Source organism: Parasphingorhabdus sp. (genome assembly GCF_036568145.1).
Taxonomy (GTDB): Bacteria; Pseudomonadota; Alphaproteobacteria; order Sphingomonadales; family Sphingomonadaceae; genus Parasphingorhabdus.
The window spans coordinates 123,789-143,564 of record NZ_DATCTC010000027.1; the positions used below are offsets into that span (position 1 = coordinate 123,789).

Below are 19,776 nucleotides of genomic sequence, written 5' to 3' on the forward strand. Positions count from 1 at the left end.
CAACTCAAGCGATCACTTATAAACAGGTTCCTCCCACCAAGGGAAGGTGTCTGGCATGTCTGTTGATACTTTATCCGGGTAGACAGGAGCGCGCTTTTCCAGAAAGCTTGCGATGCCTTCGGCGGCATCGCCGGATTTCGCGCGGTTATAGATGATCCGGCTGTCAATTTTATGCGCTTCCATCGGGTGGTCTGCGCACGGTATCTGCCACAGCATCTGCCGGGTCAGGGCAATGGAAACCGGGGCTGTATTGTCGATAATTTCGCGCGCTAGTGCATAAGCGGCAGGCAGCAATTCATCCGGTTTGTGGATGGAGCGGATGAGGCCGCCGTCAAGCGCTTCCTGCGCGGTGAAAATCCGTCCGGTCATGCACCATTCCAGCGCCAGTGGCCGTCCGACGATATGAGGCAGGAACCAGCTTGCCGCACCATCGGGCGCAATGCCGCGCCGGGCAAAGACAAAGCCGAACCGCGCCGTCTCGCTGGCCAGCCGCATGTCCATCGGTAATTGCAAGGTCGCCCCCACGCCGACCGCCGCCCCGTTGACCGCAGCGATAACCGGTTTCAGGCATTGATAGATACGCAGCGTCAGCTTGCCGCCGCCATCGCGCACGCGCGGATCGGAATAATCCTCTACGGGATCGCTGCTGGCAAAGGGTTTTCCGCCGCCTTCGGGTGTCAAATCGGCTCCCGCACAAAAGGCCCTGTCCCCGGCACCGGTTACGATGACAGCGCGAACATCGTCATCGGCATCAATCCGGTCAAACGCATCGCACATTTCCTGCAACATAGTGTTGGTGAAGGCGTTCATTTTTTCCGGACGATTGATCGTTATCGTCGCGATATTGTCGGCAACATCATATTTGATCTGGGTGTAGGTCATGGGAGCATCCTTGTATCAAACCCCTCCCGCATGCACGGGAGGAGCTTTATTTTTACGCGGAGTCTTTACGCGGTTCCTTTTAGCGCGGCGCCATACGGATGGCACCGTCGAGGCGCACGTCTTCACCGTTAAAGTAACCGGTTTCGATCATGCACATCGCCAGGTTCGCATATTCATCAGGCTGACCCAGACGTTTCGGGAAAGGCACAGATGCGGAAAGAGCATCGCGGACTTTTTGCGGAGCACCAGCCAGCAACGGCGTATCGAAAATGCCCGGCAGGATCGTGTTGACACGAATACCTTCGGACATCAGATCGCGCGCGATCGGAAGCGTCATGCCAACCACGCCGCCTTTGGAAGCGGAATAGGCAGCCTGACCCATCTGGCCATCTTCGGCCGCAACCGATGCAGTGTTGACCATCGCACCGCGCTCGCCATTTTCGTCGAGCGGATCAAGCGTCATCATACCCGCCGCAGATTTGGCGATGCAACGGAAAGTGCCGACCAGGTTAACCTGAATGACAAAGTTGAACGCATCCAGCGGGAAATGGCTGATCGAGCCGTCTTCGCGGTTGCGCTTCGCGGTTTTGATCGCGTTGCCGATACCGGCACAGTTGACCAAAATGCGTTCCTGACCATTGGCGGCGCGGGCTTTTTCAAAACCGGCATCGACGCTGGCATCGTCTGTTACGTTGACCTTGCAGAAAATACCGCCCAGCTCAGCGGCCAGTGCCTCGCCTTTTTCTTCGTTCAGGTCGAACAGGGCGACTTTAACGCCTTTTGCAGCCAAGCGCCGCGCGGTTGCCGCGCCAAGACCCGAAGCACCACCGGTAATAACCGCTGACATTGTGTTATTAAGTTCCATGACATTCCTTCTTTTCTGTTTTCATTGCCCCGAACCGGCTCTCGCCACCGATAGTCATCTTGTGACCATCAAGGACGCGGGCCGGTTCAGGGAAGTGTGATTATCCCAAACGTTCAATAATCGTTACGTTTGCCTGACCGCCGCCTTCGCACATGGTCTGCAAGCCATATTTCGCGCCGCGTGCTTCCAGGGCATTCAGCAACGTCGCCATCAGCTTCGCGCCAGATGCACCAAGCGGGTGGCCCAGCGCAATCGCGCCGCCGTTCACGTTGAGCTTGCTACGGTCTGCACCGACATGCTTGAGCCATGCCAGCGGAACAGGAGCGAAAGCTTCGTTGACTTCGTACAGGTCAATATCTTCAATATTTATGCCCGCACGCTTCAACGCCCGTTCCGTTGCGAACAACGGTTCTTCCAGCATGATGACCGGATCACCGGCGGTTACGGTCAGGTTGACGATCCGTGCACGCGGCGTCAGGCCGTGGTCTTTCAAGGCCTGTTCCGAACAAATCAGAACGGCGCTGGACCCGTCACAAATCTGGCTGGAGCTGGCAGCGGTCAGTGAGCCGCCTTCCTGAAGCAATTTAACGCTACCGATGCTTTCCATGGTGGCGTCATAGCGGATGCCTTCATCCACTGTGTGCATTTCCTTGCCTTCTGGAGTTTCGATTTCCACAGGAACAATTTCATTCGCAAACGCATTGGCTTCAACAGCGGCGATGGCTTTCTGGTGGCTTTCCAGCGCAAAACGGTCAAGGTCTTCACGGGTGAAACCGTGCTTCTTGACCATCATTTCCGCGCCCATGAACTGGCTGAATTTTATGCCGGGATAGGCTTCATCCATGCGGGGGCTTTTATTATGGCCCAGGTCGGCTTTGTGGAACAATATGGATGTCGAACCCATTGGCACGCGGGTCATGCTTTCAACGCCATGCGCCAGCACCATATCCTGTGTGCCGGACATCACGCCTTGTGCAGCGAACTGCACAGCCTGCTGCGAAGAACCGCACTGGCGGTCGATCGATACGGACGGGATGCTTTCGGGGAGCTTTGAAGCCAGAACACAGTTGCGGCCAACGTCGCCAGCCTGCTCGCCGCCCTGGCTCACACAACCGGTAATCACATCTTCAATTGCGGAAGGATCGAAATCATTGCGGTCTGCAATGGCATCCAGGGTCGCTGCACCCAGATCAACCGGATGAATACCGGCCAGTCGGCCACCACGGCGGCCACCTGCGGTCCGCACTGCATCTACAATATAGGCTTCAGCCATTCATTTCACTCCTTGATATGATTACGAATCTATTATTTAATTGACCGGTTAAACATCGGAAGGTCGAGCGTCAATCACTAATAATGATATGGTGCCCTGCACGTCATGCAGGGCACCGAACATATCAAAGCGTGGCGATACTCGGGCCAGCTTAGGCAGGCACGTTGTTTTTCTTAACCGTAATCACCTGTGGATAGGTGAATTCCAGCAAGCCTTCCTTGCCATATTCCGCGCCAAAGCCGGACTGTTTATGGCCGCCAAAGGGTGCGTTTGGCGACAGGTGCAAAAATTCATTGACCCATACCGTTCCGGTTTCAAGCTGTTCGGCAACCCGGACGCCCTCTTCCGGATTGGCGGTCCAGACTGCCCCGGCCAGACCATATTCGCTGGCATTGGCGCGGCTGATCGCTTCTTCGGTCGTGCTGAATTTCATCAAGGGCATGACAGGGCCAAATTGTTCCTCGGCCACAATCCGCGCATCTTCGGGCGGGTTGTCGAGGATCGTGATCGGCACATAATAGCCTGGAATATCCGGATCATGGTCACCGCCGACAAGGAATTTATAACCATTGTCCTTGGCATCCTGAACCAGCTCCAGCACGCGCTCATACTGTTTCTTGTTCTGGACCGGGCCAACCGCTGTGCCTTGCTGCGCGCCATCGCCCACTTTTACGTTCTTGGCATATTCCGCAATCGCCGTGCTCAATTCGTCGTAAATATCCTCGTGGATATAGATACGCTTTGCGGCAACACAGATTTGTCCGGCATTGGTAAAGCTGGACCAGAAAAGCTGTTCGGCCACTTTTGCGACATTGGCATCGGGCAGGACGATGGACGCGTCATTGCCGCCCAGTTCCAGCGTGATCCGCTTCAGGTCCTTGGAAGCGCCTTCCATGATCTTTTTGCCGGTCGCGGTGGAGCCGGTAAAAGTGATCTTGTCGATATCAGGATGCCCGGTAATAAGCGGGCCAAGGCTGTCTTCACCGGTAATGATATTGACCACACCAGCCGGAACCACATCCTTGATGAGCTCCGCCAGCCGCAGCGTTGTCAGAGGCGTGAAGGGTGATGGTTTCAACACAATCGTGCAACCCGACAACAGCGCCGGAACGATTTTCTGCACCGCCATCATGACAGGGAAGTTCCACGGAACAATCCCGCCAACCACGCCAACGGGAACGCGGCGGGTGCGGCTAAGCCGTTCTTCGGTATCTTCGTTAATCTCGTCATCAAGGTCGAGCATGGACTGCGCCTGCGCCATCATGGCCGCCCCGATAATTTCGCCCTGCGCCTGTGCATGGGGCTTGCCCTGTTCAGAGGTCAGCAAACGGAAAAGTTCGTCGCTATTTTCCTTGATGGTCGCTGAAATGGCATGAATGACCTTGCGGCGTTCCTCAATCGGCTTTTTCCGCCATTCCTTGAAAGCTGCGCGTGCAGCGGCAACGGCCTGATCCAGTTCGTCGGCGCCGCAAGCGGGAACCTGTCCGATGACTTCTTCATTCGCGGGGTTGACCACGTCCAGCACATCTTTTGTGCCGACCATCTCTCCGTTGATGAGGTTCTTATACTGCGTAATCATTTGATTCTCCTTTTAAGAATTGGCCTAACTTGACGCCATGCCTTGTCTTTATGTTTTCCCATGGCTTCATACCGGGGCAGTATAGACTATTACAAGGCTGCCCGCCCTATCATTTTGACCCTGTCTTTTTGATCCTGTCATTTTGACAATGTATATCGGATCGGAAGGGTTTTCAGCCCGCCGACAAAGCTCGACTTGGCCCGCTTGGGTTCACCGGCCAGTTCAATTGTCTCGATCCGGTCGAGCAGTTCGTTGAACAACATCCTCATTTCCAGCCGCGCCAGATGCAGGCCAAGGCACTGGTGCGCCCCGGCACCAAAGGCCAGATGGCGGTTGGGCGAGCGGGCGGCATCAAATTTGCGTGGATTGTCAAAGATACGCTCGTCATGATTGGCCGAAATATAGCTCATCATCAACCAGTCGCCTTTTTTCACGGCCACATTGCCGACCTCGACATCTTCTGCCGCGGTCCGCATGAAATGCTGGACAGGCGTGGTCCACCGGATCGCCTCTTCAACAATGCCGGGCAGCAGGGAACGATCAGCCTTCAGCCGCGCAAATTGCTCCGGATCCTGTGCCAGCGCCATCATCGCGCCGGCCGTGGATGCAGAGGTTGTGTCATGCCCGGCAGACGCCACGATAATATAATAGCCCGCCATGTCCCGGTCGTTCAGATATTCTCCATCCACCTTGGCATTGGCGATGATGCTGGCGACATCAGCCGTGGGATTGGCGCGTTTTTCTTCGGCCAGTCGGGCAAAATAGGCTTCGAAATCGGCGACTGCACCAACCACAAGCTTTGTGATCTGCTCCGTCGTCATATTCGCCATGCCGGTTTTGTTAAGGTCCTCGTCCTGACCGCCGAACATTTGCTGAGTCAGGAACAACATGCGCTGTTCATCTTCTTCCGGAACGCCCAGAATCTGCATCACCACATGCAGCGGATAAGGCGCCGAAACCAAAGGCACGAAATCCGCCTCTGGCCCTGCATCGACCAGACGGTCAACGGTCGTCTTCGCAAGCGCGCCAATTTCCCCCTCCAGCTGGCGCAGGTTTTTGGGCATGAACCATTCCTGCGTCAGGCGGCGATATTTGGGATGGATAGGCGCATCCAGAGCGACCAGCGAATTGACGAGATGCGGGCTGCCGTCGGTAATCGCCTTTATCAGCTCTTCCCCCTGGCGCACGCCAAACACCACGCCGCGCGGATTGTTCAGGAATGTTGCATTATCCTTGCTCATCCGCATGACGTCATCATAGCTGGTGACCAGCCAGAACGGATCGTGCAGGTCGCCATTTTCAATGCGCGCTACCGGCATCTCGCGGCGCAGCACATCAAATTTGTCGAGCAGTCCATCCCACTCGGCATAGGATACCGGATTAATTATAGCAGCAGCAATGTCCGCCGGTGCTTTCGGTTCCGCGTTCATATCTTCTCTCCCGAAGTAATGCGCCCTTCAATATTCTGCTAAACGATACGGGAGCCGGTTTTGCCCCAATATTCATCACGCAGCAGGCGCTTGAATAATTTGCCCGTGGCCTCTCGTGGCAATTCTGCACGGAAGTCAATCTGCCGGGGGACTTTGACTCCCGACAATGTCTGCCGCAAATAGGCCTCTATCTCTTCGGCAAAGGCATCGCCCGCTTCGGCCATGTCAACCGGCTGGACTATGGCCACAACACGCTCGCCCATATCTTCATCCGGCGCGCCTATCACAGCGGCATCGGCAATTCTGGGATGAGAGACGAGCAGGTTTTCGATCTCCTGCGGATAGATATTCACACCGCCCGAAATTATCATGAAGCTCTTGCGGTCGGTCAGGTAAAGATAGCCATCCTCGTCAACCTTGCCGACATCGCCCAGCGAGCTCCAGCCATGTTTGTTAAACGCGCTTTTGGTTTTTTCCGGATCATTATGATAGCTGAACGGCGAGCCGCCCTCGAAATAGATCTGCCCTTCTTCACCGACCGGGACTTCGTCATCATTTTCGTCACATATTCTGACCTGACCGAGTATCGGCTTGCCCACCGATCCTTTATGCGTCAGCCAGTCTGCGGAATTGATAAAGGTAAAGCCGTTGCCTTCGGAACCGGCATAATATTCCATCAGGACCGGCCCCCACCATTCGATCATTTTTTCCTTCACCGGCACCGGACATGGCGCCGCCGCATGGACCGCGCATTTCAGGCTGGAGAGATCATATTTCGTCCGCACTTCTTCCGGCAATTTCAACATGCGGTTGAAATGGGTCGGCACCCACTGGCTGGCCGTGACCTTGTATTTTTCGATCAACGCAAGCGCCTGTTCCGGATCAAATTTTTCCATGACAATAACCGTGCCGCCCTGCCTGTGGACGGCCATGCACCAGCGCAGCGGAGCCGCATGATATAGCGGGGCCGGTGACAGATAGATGCTCTCGCCATTAACACCGAACGCGTTCAGCGCTATCATCGCCACTGCATTGGGCGCTTCAATTTCTTCTTCCTGCGGGAAAGGAATACGTACACCTTTTGGCCGGCCGGTGGTTCCGGAACTGTAAAGCATATCCATGCCATGGCGCTGATCGGCAATCGGCGTATCGGGCAGCGCGGAAAGCGCCGCCTCTATATCCCTGTCATCGCCAACGCCGGGATTATTACCCGCGCCATAGACAAATTGCTTCACATCAGGGTTCAGCTTCCGCACTTCATCGACAACGGCCAGCTTGTTTTCAGAGCTGACCAGCAATGATGCGCCGCTATCTGTCAGGATATAGGATATTTCCGGTGCGGTCAGGCGGCTGGGAATCGCCACATAATAAAGGCCCGCCCGCTGCGCGCCCCATGCGAAGTCGAAAAAATTCGGATGGTTGTCGAGCAATACAGCCACTGTATCGCCTGTCTTGATGCCTTCTTTCCGGAACAAATGGGCCATCCGGTTGGATGCCTTGTCCAGATCCGCATAAGTCTGGACCGCGCCGGTTCCGGCCATGATAACCGCAGGTTTATCGGGATTTTCCTTCGCATGCAGATAAGGATGCATCTGTTAACTCTCTCCATTCAAGGGCGACAGCGCCGGAACAGCGATTCGCGTTTTTCCCACCATGGTTTAATCGATCAGTTAAATCAATGGCCTGTCTTTGCTGACGGGTGAAAAAATACAGGGGAGAGAGAATCAGGCATCGCCAAAACAGCGAAGGCGGGAACCCGGCCACCGAAATATTGAAGATCGGAAAGCCGGATTCCCGCCTTCGCGGGTATGATAATTTAATGCTGCGCCTTATTCAGGAACATAGCCGGGCGGGCTGCGGGCGAAACTTAGCCCCGCGCCCTAATTCTCGACGTAAATATCTACCGGCACCGCAAGGTCGGCAAATATGCGGCCAATCGGGGACATGCTCTTTGCCCCTTCCTCGATCGCCTGTTCCAGGCTCATCTGTGCCCCTGCGCCATTGAGCTGCACCAATACGGTGCGGGCATCGCATATCGCCGCTTTGGTAATCGTGACCAGCGGCGTGTCCCCATCATCGGGCAAAAGGCCGACAGCGCGCTTTTCCTTTGGCCCGTCCAGCGCTTGTTCAAGGTCCGCGCTTTCGACCAGACCGGCGGTACTGCCATCATCACCCATGCCGAGCCAGACCAGATCCGGTGGCCATTTCAAATCCTGCAAGCGGGCATCCGCAGCGCCGCCAGCCAGGTGATAATCCTCATTCTCGGTCGCAATCGGCAGCACCCGTGCACCGCGGGTCAGGAACAACTGGGCCAGCGCTTTGACATGGCTGCGCGGATCGTCAACCGGAACCAGGTAATCATCCGTCGGAATGATCGTGACATATTTCCACTTGATCTGCTTTTCGGCCAGAGCTTCCAGAACCGGCATCACGTCGTCACCGACCGGCAGCGCCAGCAAAGCCTCTCCGCGGGCATCCAGCGCGCTTTCAATGATAAACGCAACGTCGCCCGCAATCGCGTCGATCATTTCCGCACGGTCATCGAAATCCCACCATTCGAGCTGGGAATCCTCACCCTCCGGCAAATCATCAAATTCCCCGTCTGCATCGCCATCTATATCCCAGGGCTCATCTTCAATCATTGCTCTATCCTGTCTTTCCGGTCACTTGTTCAGGCTTCTAATCCCTCAATTATTCAGCACAAGGGGAAATCCCGCTTTTCAAATCGTCCCGATTGGGCCAATTGGGCTGCGAAAAGGCGATATGACTATGACGGAAAACTATATTCTTACCCTGACGGCGGCGGACCGGGTTGGCATCGTGGCGGCGGTCGCGGGCTTTTTGGCCGACCATGACGGCTTCATTCTCGACAGCCAGCAATATGCCGATCTGGAGCTGGGCCGTTTTTTCATGCGCGTCGAGTTCAAGGCTGCGGGAGAACGGTTTCCGGCCAGTCTTGAACTGCTCAGCGAAAAATTTGCCGCAATCGGGGAGCAATATGCGCTCGACTGGACATTGAATAGCGGCGCGCAAAAGCCCAATGTCGTGATCGCGGTTTCAAAGGGCAGCCACTGCCTCAACGACCTGCTGCACCGCCGCAAAACAGGCGGATTGCCAGTCAATATCGCCGCTGTGGTCAGCAACCATGAAACGCTGCGCGACCTGACCGAATGGCACGGCGTTGCCTTCCACTATCTTCCCGTCACCGACGAAAACCGGGCGGAGCAGGAACAGGCGATCCTCGATATCATGGACAAGACGCAGGCGGATTACCTGATTCTTGCGCGCTATATGCAGATATTGTCCGACGATCTGAGCGCCAGGCTGGCCGGGCGCTGCATCAATATCCATCACAGCTTCTTGCCCAGTTTCAAGGGGGCCAGACCCTATCACCGCGCGCATGAACGCGGCGTCAAGCTGATCGGCGCGACCGCCCATTTTGTTAGCGCCGACCTGGATGAAGGTCCGATTATCGAGCAGGCGGTCGAGCGTGTCGACCACCGCGCCAGCGTGGACGACATGATCCGCATCGGCCGCGACATAGAAGCGCAGGTGCTCGCGAAAGCCGTGAAATGGGCGGGCGAGCGGCGGATATTGCTGAACGGAAACCGGACGGTTGTGTTCCGCTAGATATCTCAAGCCAGATAAAGTTTACATGTTAGCCCTGAGCTTGTCGAAGGGTGTCTATGGTCTTGAAGCGCCCTTCGACAAGCGACTAACGGATATTATTCAATCGGTGCTTGCCCCGGCATCGGTTCATCCAGCACGACGCCCGCTGGCCGCAGGATGGTTAACGAGGCGGGGGCGCCGCTGACCTTTTCCTGCACATTGATATCGACCTGCACGAAGCGGCCTTCGCCGGCCAGTTTGGCATCTTGCGTCCAAGTCCACTCAAGGCCGCCATTTTCCTCCTCGCCGCTGCTTTTACCCAGAGCGGGCGGGCGCGGGTCGGTGAGGATTTCCACGCCGCGATTACGCACCACCGACTGCGCCACGACGCGCAGTTCCAGTTCGGCGGCATTACGTGTCGTATAGCCCTGAAGCCGGATCAGCGCGAGCGCGGCCAGCGAGAATACCGACAAGGCGACCAGCATTTCAATGAGCGTAAACCCGCGTTCTGACTTCATGGCGCGTCCTCCGCCTGGGCCAGACTCACATCGCCCATCGGCGTAATCACTATGCTGCGGCCAAGATTTTCGTAGCTCAGCCGCAGTTCCACCTGATCGCTGGGCAATCCCGTGCTTTCAAAGCTGATGAGCATCGGCCCGGCCTCCCCCGTCTCGGCGCTCACTCCGTCGGACCAGTTTGTCGTGCGGAACGGCTTGTCCTCCATCACGGTCCAGCCGCCCTTGCGCCGCTCCAGAAAACTATAGCCGGACGGCGTGACCTGCACCGCCATCGGGCGTGACTGCAGTATCGCATTATCGCGCAAGGCCGCCGTGCGCGCCGCAAATTGCTGGGCATCGCTTTCCAGCTTTCCGTCCCCGCGCGGGATGGACAGCACCGCGACCGACATCATCAGCCCCAGAATCACTAATACAATCATGAGTTCCACGAGCGTGAAGCCCGCTTCATAAAAATGTCGATCAGCGCCCTGTCGCGGTTTTCGGCAGCCTGTCATATGATCTGATACCCATAACGTCCGTTCCCTCTCTTGCAGAAGCGCGGCGGGCCTGCAATGGATGAAACAGGGACATAGTGATTCCGGTATAAAATAGAGTGGAGAAGATATGAGCGACGTCGTTCTTTATAATAAGCAAGACCGCGTGGTCACCATTACACTGAACAAACCGGAGACACGCAACGCGCTATCCACCGACCTTTGCGAGGCACTTGTCTCCGCAATCAAAAAAGCCGACGCCGACGAAAGCGTGAGCTGCGTTGTCCTCGCCGCCAATGGCAAAAGCTTCTCCTCCGGCGGCAACCTGCACGAGATAAGGGCGATGACGGCGGAACAGAACATGTCCCCGCTGCAAATCGAGCAATGGTATAAAACCGGTATCCAGCGCATCCCGCTGGCCATGGCCGATATTTCGGTCCCCGTCATCGCGGCGGTCAACGGCCATGCGATTGGCGCAGGCAACGACCTTGCCACCATGTGCGACATCCGCATTGCCAGCGAAGACGCGATTTTTGCGGAAAGTTTCCTGCGCGTCGGTCTGATCCCCGGCGATGGCGGCGCATGGCTGTTGCCGCGCATCATTGGTCAGGCGCGGGCGAACCAGATGCTGTTCACCGGCGAGTTTATCGATGCCCAGAAAGCGTTGAACTATGGCCTGGTATCGGAAGTCGTCGCCAATGACGATTTGCTGAAACGCGCCTATGAGCTGGCAGATCAGGTGGTTGCATTGCCGCCCTCTGCCATCCGCAAGACCAAGGAACTGGTCCGCACCGCGCAAAGCGTGACGTTGAAAGAAAATCTGGATGAAGCGGCACTGTTCCAGGGCGTGTTGCAACAGCTTGACGATCACCGCGAAGCGATTGACGCGATTCTGGAAAAGCGCAAGCCGGTGTTCAAAGGCCGTTAATTTGATGAGATTGGTAGAGGATTAAAGAGATGCAGCGTTTCAATTTCCCTGTTGTCCCGCCTGACCCGGCACTGGAAGAGCTGCGCTCTGGGCTTCAGGCCTTTTTGAAGGAAGAGCGGGAAGCCGGAAATTTCCGGCCCGAACCGGAATGCTGGATGGCGAGCGCCGATCCCGAATTTTCTCGGAAAATGGGCAAGCGCGGATGGATCGGCCTCACCTGGTCGAGCCAATATGGCGGACGGGATAAAAGCGCGCTGGAACGCTATATCGTCACCGAAGAAACATTGCGCGCCGGTGCTCCGGTGGCAGCGCACTGGATTGCCGACCGCCAGCATGCACCGATGTTGCTGGACTATGGCACGGAAGAACAAAAACATGACATCTTGCCGCGTATAGCCGCGGGTGAATGCTATTTCGCCATCGGCCTTTCGGAACCCGGCGCGGGGTCGGACCTTGCCAATGTGAAAACCAAAGCCGAAAAAGTGGCGGACGGGTGGAAAATCAATGGCCAGAAAATCTGGTCATCCGGCGCGCATATCTGTCATTATATGGTTGCCCTGCTGCGCACGTCGCCCGCCGATGGCCGCAACCGCCATGTCGGCCTTTCGCAAATCCTGATCGATCTGAGCCTTCCCGGTGTCACGATCAAACCGATTGTGGACCTGTCCGGTGACGCGCATTTTAACGAGGTTTATTTTGAAGATGTGATTGTGCCCGATGATTGCCTGCTCGGTGAGGAAGGCGGCGGATGGAAACAGGTGACGGGCGAACTGGCGATGGAACGCTCTGGCCCCGAACGGTTCCTGTCCACCTATATCACTCTGGAAACAGCTTTATACCAGTTGCAGGGTAAAATGGGCAGCGCATCCCATGCGCGTCTGGGCAAGCTGATCGCCAGTCTTCGCACGCTGCGCGGCATGTCGTGGAGCATCGCCAATCTCTTGCACCGCGGCGTATCCCCGGAAGCGGAAGCGGCGCTGGTCAAGGATCTGGGCAACCGTCTGGAAAATGACCTGACGCAGGAAGTGCGCGCCCTCCTCAACGATCTGCCAGCCGATGAATGGAGCGAGGACATGCACCGGATATTGAATATCGGCATCCTGCGCTCCCCGCCCAACACCCTGCGCGGCGGGACAACCGAAGTGCTGCGCGGGATTACTGCGCGGCAACTGGGCCTTAGATAAGGAAAGCGGCGATGATAAATACAGAAGGCATGATCGCGCAAACAGCAGCGAAAATATATGGTGACCTGTGCGGGCGGGAAGTCCCGCACGAGGCAGAGGCCGGGAAATATCCGCAAGACCTGTGGGATGCACTTTCCGAAAACGGCCTGCCTCTGGCATGGGTGAGCGAGAATAACGGCGGCTTTGGCGCGGATTATGACGAGGTTTTCGGCGCTATCTGGGCCTCAGCACAGGCCGCGTCTCCTGTTCCCTTTGCCGAGACATTGATCGCCAACTGGCTGCTCGACCAGGCGGACCTGTCGCCAGCGGAAGGCTCGGCCAGCTTTGCCATTCTCGGCGGGCCGAATGGCGGGCTGCCCACGGCCGACATTCCTTTTGGAGCGCATGTGGACCAGATTGTTATGTTTGACGAGGCGCTGGGCGAAATTGCGCTGTTCGACAATCTGGAAGCGGCGCGGATAGATATGGATGCCCTCTCCCCCGACGGCGCGACCCGCTTTGTTTTTTCAGGACACCGCGCGGTGTCATCGGCCAAAACCGGCCTGTCACAGCGCGGGGTCGAGGCGCTTATCCTGACGGTGCGGGCTGTCCAAATGGCTGCGGCTATGGAGGCGGCGCTGAACCTGTCCATCGCCTATGTGTCAGAGCGCGAACAATTTGGGCGGCCGCTCTCAAAGTTTCAGGCAATCCAGCAGCAACTGGCCGTCGCGGCATCGGAATGTGCTGCGGCAACCATGGCGGCGGCGCAGGCCGCAAGCAGCATCGCACAGCACAGGGATGATCCCGAAAAGGCATGGCACGAAGCGGTCGTCGCAAAGGTCCAGATCGGCCACAGCGTGGAAGCCGTGACCGTTCCCTTCCATCAGGTGCACGGGGCGATGGGCTATACGCAGGAATATGACCTGCACCATTATACCCGCCGCCTGTGGGCGTGGCGCGATGCGCTGGGCAATGAACATCGCTGGTCCGCATTGCTGGGCGAAGAGCTTTCCAAGGGGTCGCCGGACCATGTCTGGAAAGGGGTGACAACCGGTAACTGGGTTGATAGTTAACTGGTCAATTAATCTGATTCGTCAATGGGATACCTTTGGCTTCGACATCTACACCTAAGAAAGCAATAACCCATGAAAACACGTATTACTGAGCTTTTCGGCATCGAACATCCCATCATTCAGGGCGGTATGCACTATGTCGGATTCGCCGAACTGGCCGCCGCTGTATCCGAAGCGGGCGGCCTTGGCATGATCACCGGCCTGACCCAGAGAACACCCGAAGATCTCGACAAGGAAATCAAAAAGGCAAAGGAACTGACCGACAAGCCCATCGGCGTGAACCTGACCTTCCTGCCCATCGTCAACACGCCCGACTATCCCGGCTATATTGACGCGATCATCAGCAACGGGATCAAGGCGGTGGAAACAGCCGGTAACAATCCGGTGGAATATCTACCCAAGCTGAAGGAAAACGGCGTCAAGGTCATCCACAAATGCACCGCTGTGCGCCATGCGCTGAAAGCCCAGAGCATTGGCTGTGACGCGGTTTCGGTGGACGGTTTTGAATGTGGCGGCCATCCCGGTGAAGATGATGTGCCGAACATGATCCTGCTTCTCCGCGCTGCCGATGAGCTGGACATTCCGTTTGTCAGCTCCGGAGGTCAGGCCGATGCCCGCTCGCTGGTCGCCTCGCTCGCCATGGGAGCAGAAGGCATGAACATGGGTACGCGCTTCATCGCCACCAAGGAAGCGCCGGTGCACCAGAATGTGAAAGACGCCATCGTCGCTGCAAGCGAGCTTGACACCCGCCTCATCATGCGCCCGCTGCGCAATACCGAACGGGTGCTGAACAACGCGGCTGTCGAAAAGCTGCTGGAGATCGAGAAAGAGAAAGGCTCTGACCTGAAATTCAACGATATCATGGAACAGGTTGCGGGCATTTATCCGAAGATCATGGAGGAAGGCACAATGGATGCAGGCGCATGGAGCTGCGGCATGGTTGCGGGCCTCATCCATGACATCCCCACCGTGAAAGAACTGATCGACCGGATCATGAGCGAAGCGGAAGAGATTATTCGCGGCCGCCTGGAAGGCTTTTTAAAGGCATAGATAACATAGGGGAGCCCCCGAAAAACTTTCCGGGGGCTCCTTTATTTCGTGGTCATGTTCCGTTTAGCGTCCAATCGCGTTGCCGATGACCGCACCGATAATGCCGCTGGTAATCGCGATCAGCACAGCATCATTGCCGGACTGGACCCACTGATGCCCTCTCGGCGCGTTTGACAGGCGATAGGCGCGCGGGTTGTTAATCACCCGGTAGTTGTTCGCATATCTGCGGTCAAAGCGCTGTCCCTTGGCCCACCGTTTCTTATTGGCCTTGTAATAGGATTTTTGGTAGCGGTTCTGCTGATACCGGTTGTTATTCTGCCGGTTTGCGTTCTGCCGTTTGGTAGTGTTCCGGTTCCCGTTATAATATTTCGGCGCATTGTTTCTCACCGTCGTTTTCGTGGTGACAACACGCTTGCCATTCTTGTTGGTCACGCTTTTCTTGACCGTCTTATGCTGTGCCGACTGATATGGCGCAGCTTGTGCCTGAGCGGTAATCACCGGCGAAACTACCATGGTGGAAGCGGCCAGAACCATCAGAAACTTTTTCATAACAAACTCCTTTACATACGGCGCTCACTGCGGCGTCAGAAACAGTTATGACGCAAACCCGTCGCAAAGATTTGTCAGATTCCATCTATATTGTATTAAAGTGTCGCGGGGAGGCAGGGCTGTTAATCTGGCGATCAGCTAACCGCCCTTGCACATTCCCGCCCTTGCACATTCCTGAAGGCGCGACGAGGTCGCTTTGCGCCGCGCCGGTTTCAGGCTTGGCCGTGTTTCCACAAAGCCAGCACAGAACGCAGCGCGGTGACAAAAGCGATCGGTTGGTCCAGCATCAGGTGATGCTCTGCTTCCGGGACAGCAATCATCGGGATATGCGTCCCGCCCAGTTCTTTGACATAGGCGACGCTGTCCGCATCGAAAAGCTGGCTGTTTTCTCCGTATATGATCGCCAGTCTGTGCTGCAAATTCGCAACACGGCCACCTAATTGCTGCTGCGCCGAGTTGTCATCCTCGGTACGCGCGAACACAAGCGGGTTGAATTTCCACGTCCAGCCGCCTTCAACCTGACGGAGCGAGTGATAAGCCATATAGTCCTTCAGAAAAGGCTCGCCCACAGGCTGCGGCGGAGACAGGATATAGCGCCCCAGCGCTGTTTTATAATCGGGGTAGATATTATTGGGCCGGGTCGCATCACCGGAACCCGGAGGGCCCATGCCTTGCTTTTCCTCCCGCTCCCGCAATGTTTCGGGCCGCATAATCATCAGGTCACAGATGATCAGACCGGCAAATTTATCGCCAGCCAGCTCCATGGCGGTCACCCCCACGCTTGACCCGAAACTATGGGCAATGATCGTCGGCTTGACCGGTCCCGAAAAGAAATCAAACGCCTCTGCCACAGCGATCATGTTCGCACCGCGCCCGGCATGGGTGCTGGCGCTATGAAGCTCGCTATCGCCCATCCCGGCTAGTTCATAGGCGACAATATCATATTCCCCGGCAAGGAACGGGGCAATGAACGCAAAACAACGCACATGGGACAGGAAGCCGTGCGTCATCAACAACGGCGGCTTCCCGCGTGTGCCCCAGCGGAAATAATGCACCTTGCTGCCGCCAATATCCACGAAGCCTTCCTCACGAGGAACTTCTAGCGCTTCGATGAACCATGACGGCAGCTGGTGACTGCCAGCCCAAAGTTCTTGTATGTCTGTGCTGGCCATAGGAGGTCTTATTTACCCTGCCAGTTCGGCTTGCGCTTCTCGGCAAAGGCGAGTGAACCTTCTTTGGCATCCTGTGACGTAAAGACCGGGCCCATGATCTCGGCCTGTTTCTTCCAGGCCTCTTCGCTGGTCCAGTCATAGCTTTCGTTGATGATTTTCTTGGTCGCTTTCAACGCAAGCGGACCATTGGCTGCAACCGTTGTCGCCAGCTCAATCGCGGCATCCAGCGCTGCACCATCGGTTAAGCGGTTGACAAAACCGACATCATAGGCGCGCTGGGCATCAATGAAGTCGCCTGTCAGCGCCATTTCCATCGCGATACGCTTGCCGACAAGCTGCTGCAATTTCAGCACACCGCCTGCACCCGCAACCAGCGAGCGTTTGACTTCGGGAATACCGAATTTGGCCTTGCTGTTCGCAACACAAAGATCGCAGGCCAAAGCCAGTTCCAGACCGCCAGCAAGGGCATAGCCTTCTACCGCCGCGATGATGGGTTTTTCCGGTCCCTTTTCGGTGATACCGCCGAAACCATAGCCTTTTACGCTTGGCGTTTCGCCGCGCAGAAAGCCTTTCAGGTCCATGCCGGAACAAAAGGTTCCTCCCGCGCCGGTGATGATACCGGCATTCAGGCTGTTATCATTATCAAGCTGTTCCATAGCCGCGCGAATGCCCTCGGCAGCCGCTTTGGTCATCGCGTTTTTGGCTTCGGGCCGGTTGATGGTGACGATGATAAAGCCGTCTTGAATATCCGTAAGCACTTCTGACATTTTGTATCTCCTTTAATCTTTAATCGAACAATAAACCGGCCAGTTTTGACCGTTGATAAGCCGCATCACCAATCAGCGCGCCATCAAAAATGGCTTTGCGCCGGTGCAACTGGGCGTCGCAATCATGGGTGAATCCAAAGCCGCCGTGGAACTGGATCGAGCGGTCGGCAGCGCGGCTATAGGTTGAATGTGCCTGCGCCGCGGCCATACGGACCGCCACTTCCCCGCGGCCTTGCTCGCCCCAGCTATGCGCTGCGCTATAAACGTGCGTGCGGGCTTTTTCATATTCGACATAATTATCGACAGTGGGGTGTTTCAGCGCCTGATAGCTGCCGATAATCTTGTCAAACTGCTTGCGCGTCTTGAGATATTCGATCGTGTAGTCGATCACCGCCTGCGCCCCGCCGCACATTTCGGCGGCCTGGATCAATCCGGCAGCAAGCTCGATTCTCTCAATCGTTTCGCGGGAGCGGTCCGCATCGAAAAGCGCATCAGCCGAAACTTTCACGCCGTCCAGAGTCAGCTCGAAACTACGCGATGTTTCGTCGATAATCGATTCCCGCCGCAATGCTCCTTCTGCCAGAGCCGAACGCTCGATCAGGGCAAATCGGATAGTGCCGTCAATCTTTACCGACGCGATGATAAGCTCTGCGCTGTCCGCCCATCGCACTAACTGCTTCTTGCCGGACAGGGTGACAGTATCGCCATCCTGCTTGCCGGAACATTCTATATTGCCAAGATCCCAGTCGCCATTATCTTCGGACAGGGCCAGGGTTGCCACGCTTCCCGCCGCAATTTTCGGCAGCCATCGGGCCTGCTGTTCCTCGCTTCCGCCCGCAAGCAGGGCCTGTGCGGCCAGTGTCGTGGAACCAAAAGGCGTATTCATGAGGTTGCGGCCCATTTGCTCGGCAATCGGGACCACTTCGGCCATGGACAGGCCTACGCCGTCATAGTTTTCCGGAATGGCAATCGCCAGCCAGCCCAGCTCGCCAATCTCTTTCCAGACCTGCGGATCATATCCCAGATCATCCTCAAGTAATGCGCGCACCTTCTCTATCGGGGACTTGTCCCGGCAAAAATTGGTTGCGACATCCAACAATTCAATTTGCTCTTCGGTCGTGCCGATTGTGCCTAAATTATCCATTTTTCTGATCCTGATTATCGCGTTTTAGGAAGGCCAAGCGCGTGCTCGCCAACGATATTGCGCTGAATCTCCGAAGTTCCGCCGCCAATGGTTGCCGAGAAACTGTTGAGATAGCTGCGATGCCAATAGCCGTCATCGATCGCATTTTCATCGCCCACATAATAGCCCGCCTTTGTCCCCTGGAACGCCAGCGAAAATTCTGTCAGCTCACGGATCAGCTCGGTCCTTGCCAGCTTGTTCATCAGCGGCAGGCCCATGGGCCGGTCCTGCATCAATTGCGGCATCCGGCGGCGGGTGTTGTTGAGGTTGATCGCCTGAATATCGATCATGAATTGCGTCATCTTGTCCCGCATGACCGGGTCATCGAGCAGCGGCTTGCCATTCCGCACCGAATTTTTTGCCAGTTCGACAATCTGCATGACATCCAGTTCCTTGACGAAATAGCCGCCAACCGGTTTCACTTTCGCGCCCCGTTCATATTCCAGCGTCTTGACCGCCATCGACCATCCATTCCCCTCGCCGCCAAACAGGCAGTCGGCGGAAACGCGCGCATCGGTGAAAAAGGTTTGGACAAAACCATATTCGCCGGTGAGCTTCTTGATCCGGCTGGTGGTGATGCCGTCAATCTTCATCGGGATAAGAAAGAAGCTTAAGCCTGCATATTTATTCGGCGCATTGAAATCCGTGCGCGCCAGCAGGATCATATATTTGGCGCGGTCCCCCAGCGAGGTCCAGATTTTCGACCCGTTGAGGACATATTCATCGCCGTCCCTGACCGCTTTAAGCTGTGCATTGCCAAGGTCGCTGCCATGTTCCGGCTCGGAAAAACCCTGGCACCAGATATCTTCGGCACTGAGCATATTCTTGATATATTTCTGCTTCTGCTCCTCCGACCCCAGATCGAGGATGAGCGGCCCTGCCCAGCCATTGCCGATGGCGTTGAGCATTATCGGCGCGTCATATTTTTTCATCGCGCGGGTGGCGACACGCTGGAACTCGCTATGCAGTCCGCCGCCGCCATATTCCTTTGGCCAGCTGGCACCAAAAAACCCGGCCTCGTAAACCTTGCGCTGCCAATCGCGCAGGAAATCGTACTGCTGATCGGTAGAGACTTCCATGAAAGTCAGTGGCAGCATGAAGCCGGGATCGCGGACGGTATTTTCCTTGAACCAGGCATCGGCGGCTTCGCCAAATTCCTTTAATTCGGCTGGGCTGGGTTTTTCGGCCATGATGTCGCTCCTAAACGTCTCTTATCAATAGGGTCAGTGGCAGAGCGTAGTGCCCTGCGATATCCATAAAAT

At 56.3% G+C, this 19,776-nt stretch carries 19 protein-coding genes; 5 read left to right on the forward strand and 14 right to left on the reverse strand.

The window, feature by feature from the left end; genetic code table 11:
* Positions 1–12: 12 nt before the first annotated feature.
* The 7 genes from VIN76_RS09865 to VIN76_RS09895 all read right to left on the reverse strand — a co-directional run bounded on the left by VIN76_RS09865 (position 13) and on the right by VIN76_RS09895 (position 8,671).
* Complete coding sequence (locus VIN76_RS09865; protein ID WP_332041672.1) at positions 13–882, reverse strand: crotonase/enoyl-CoA hydratase family protein; 870 nt, start codon at positions 880–882, stop codon at positions 13–15.
* Between the two features lie 79 nt (positions 883–961).
* Positions 962–1,747, reverse strand: a complete 786-nt coding sequence (locus tag VIN76_RS09870; RefSeq protein ID WP_332041673.1) for an SDR family NAD(P)-dependent oxidoreductase — start codon at positions 1,745–1,747, stop codon at positions 962–964.
* A gap of 100 nt (positions 1,748–1,847) precedes the next feature.
* Positions 1,848–3,020, reverse strand: coding sequence for an acetyl-CoA C-acetyltransferase (locus VIN76_RS09875; protein ID WP_332041674.1), 1,173 nt, complete (start codon positions 3,018–3,020; stop codon positions 1,848–1,850).
* A gap of 151 nt (positions 3,021–3,171) precedes the next feature.
* Complete coding sequence (locus VIN76_RS09880) at positions 3,172–4,599, reverse strand: aldehyde dehydrogenase family protein (protein WP_332041675.1); 1,428 nt, start codon at positions 4,597–4,599, stop codon at positions 3,172–3,174.
* Positions 4,600–4,736: 137 nt separating this feature from the next.
* A complete protein-coding gene (locus VIN76_RS09885) occupies positions 4,737–6,029 on the reverse strand; it encodes a cytochrome P450 (RefSeq protein WP_332041676.1) in 1,293 nt (430 codons plus the stop codon).
* A gap of 38 nt (positions 6,030–6,067) precedes the next feature.
* A complete protein-coding gene (locus VIN76_RS09890; protein WP_332041677.1) occupies positions 6,068–7,621 on the reverse strand; it encodes an acyl-CoA synthetase in 1,554 nt (517 codons plus the stop codon).
* 288 nt (positions 7,622–7,909) lie between these two features.
* Positions 7,910–8,671, reverse strand: coding sequence for a 6-phosphogluconolactonase (locus VIN76_RS09895; protein WP_332041678.1), 762 nt, complete (start codon positions 8,669–8,671; stop codon positions 7,910–7,912).
* 127 nt (positions 8,672–8,798) lie between these two features.
* Between VIN76_RS09895 and purU the strand changes: the two genes are divergently transcribed.
* Complete coding sequence (purU, locus tag VIN76_RS09900; RefSeq protein ID WP_414696334.1) at positions 8,799–9,659, forward strand: formyltetrahydrofolate deformylase; 861 nt, start codon at positions 8,799–8,801, stop codon at positions 9,657–9,659.
* A gap of 95 nt (positions 9,660–9,754) precedes the next feature.
* On the opposite strand, the gene gspI is transcribed toward purU, so the two are convergent.
* Both gspI and VIN76_RS09910 read right to left on the reverse strand, forming a co-directional pair.
* The gene (gspI, locus tag VIN76_RS09905) at positions 9,755–10,156 is read right to left on the reverse strand and encodes a type II secretion system minor pseudopilin GspI (protein ID WP_332041680.1); all 402 of its coding nucleotides are present in this window, start codon (positions 10,154–10,156) and stop codon (positions 9,755–9,757) included.
* Entirely contained in the window at positions 10,153–10,650 is a 498-nt protein-coding gene (locus tag VIN76_RS09910; RefSeq protein ID WP_349257496.1) for a GspH/FimT family pseudopilin, read from the reverse strand. Before VIN76_RS09910 ends, gspI begins: the two co-directional genes overlap by 4 nt.
* Positions 10,651–10,759: 109 nt before the next feature.
* Between VIN76_RS09910 and VIN76_RS09915 the strand changes: the two genes are divergently transcribed.
* The 4 genes from VIN76_RS09915 (at position 10,760) to VIN76_RS09930 (ending at position 14,843) form a co-directional block, all read left to right on the forward strand.
* Positions 10,760–11,557 carry an enoyl-CoA hydratase-related protein gene (locus VIN76_RS09915; RefSeq protein WP_332041682.1) on the forward strand — a complete coding sequence of 266 codons (798 nt, stop codon included), beginning with the start codon at positions 10,760–10,762 and terminating at the stop codon, positions 11,555–11,557.
* A gap of 29 nt (positions 11,558–11,586) precedes the next feature.
* Positions 11,587–12,741, forward strand: coding sequence for an acyl-CoA dehydrogenase family protein (locus VIN76_RS09920; protein ID WP_332041683.1), 1,155 nt, complete (start codon positions 11,587–11,589; stop codon positions 12,739–12,741).
* Positions 12,742–12,752: 11 nt separating this feature from the next.
* On the forward strand, positions 12,753–13,793 hold the full coding sequence (locus VIN76_RS09925) for an acyl-CoA dehydrogenase family protein (protein ID WP_332041684.1): 1,041 nt from the start codon (positions 12,753–12,755) through the stop codon (positions 13,791–13,793).
* Between the two features lie 72 nt (positions 13,794–13,865).
* On the forward strand, positions 13,866–14,843 hold the full coding sequence (locus tag VIN76_RS09930; protein ID WP_332041685.1) for a nitronate monooxygenase family protein: 978 nt from the start codon (positions 13,866–13,868) through the stop codon (positions 14,841–14,843).
* A 63-nt stretch (positions 14,844–14,906) separates the two neighbouring features.
* Here VIN76_RS09930 and VIN76_RS09935 read toward each other — a convergent pair whose 3' ends face one another.
* From VIN76_RS09935 to VIN76_RS09955, 5 genes are all read right to left on the reverse strand, one after another.
* On the reverse strand, positions 14,907–15,377 hold the full coding sequence (locus VIN76_RS09935) for an RcnB family protein (protein ID WP_332041724.1): 471 nt from the start codon (positions 15,375–15,377) through the stop codon (positions 14,907–14,909).
* Positions 15,378–15,604: 227 nt separating this feature from the next.
* Positions 15,605–16,564 carry an alpha/beta hydrolase gene (locus VIN76_RS09940; RefSeq protein WP_332041686.1) on the reverse strand — a complete coding sequence of 320 codons (960 nt, stop codon included), beginning with the start codon at positions 16,562–16,564 and terminating at the stop codon, positions 15,605–15,607.
* 8 nt (positions 16,565–16,572) lie between these two features.
* On the reverse strand, positions 16,573–17,331 hold the full coding sequence (locus tag VIN76_RS09945; RefSeq protein WP_332041687.1) for a crotonase/enoyl-CoA hydratase family protein: 759 nt from the start codon (positions 17,329–17,331) through the stop codon (positions 16,573–16,575).
* A gap of 19 nt (positions 17,332–17,350) precedes the next feature.
* Entirely contained in the window at positions 17,351–18,475 is a 1,125-nt protein-coding gene (locus tag VIN76_RS09950; RefSeq protein WP_332041688.1) for an acyl-CoA dehydrogenase family protein, read from the reverse strand.
* 14 nt (positions 18,476–18,489) lie between these two features.
* Complete coding sequence (locus tag VIN76_RS09955) at positions 18,490–19,704, reverse strand: acyl-CoA dehydrogenase family protein (protein WP_332041689.1); 1,215 nt, start codon at positions 19,702–19,704, stop codon at positions 18,490–18,492.
* Between the last annotated feature and the right edge of the window lie 72 nt (positions 19,705–19,776).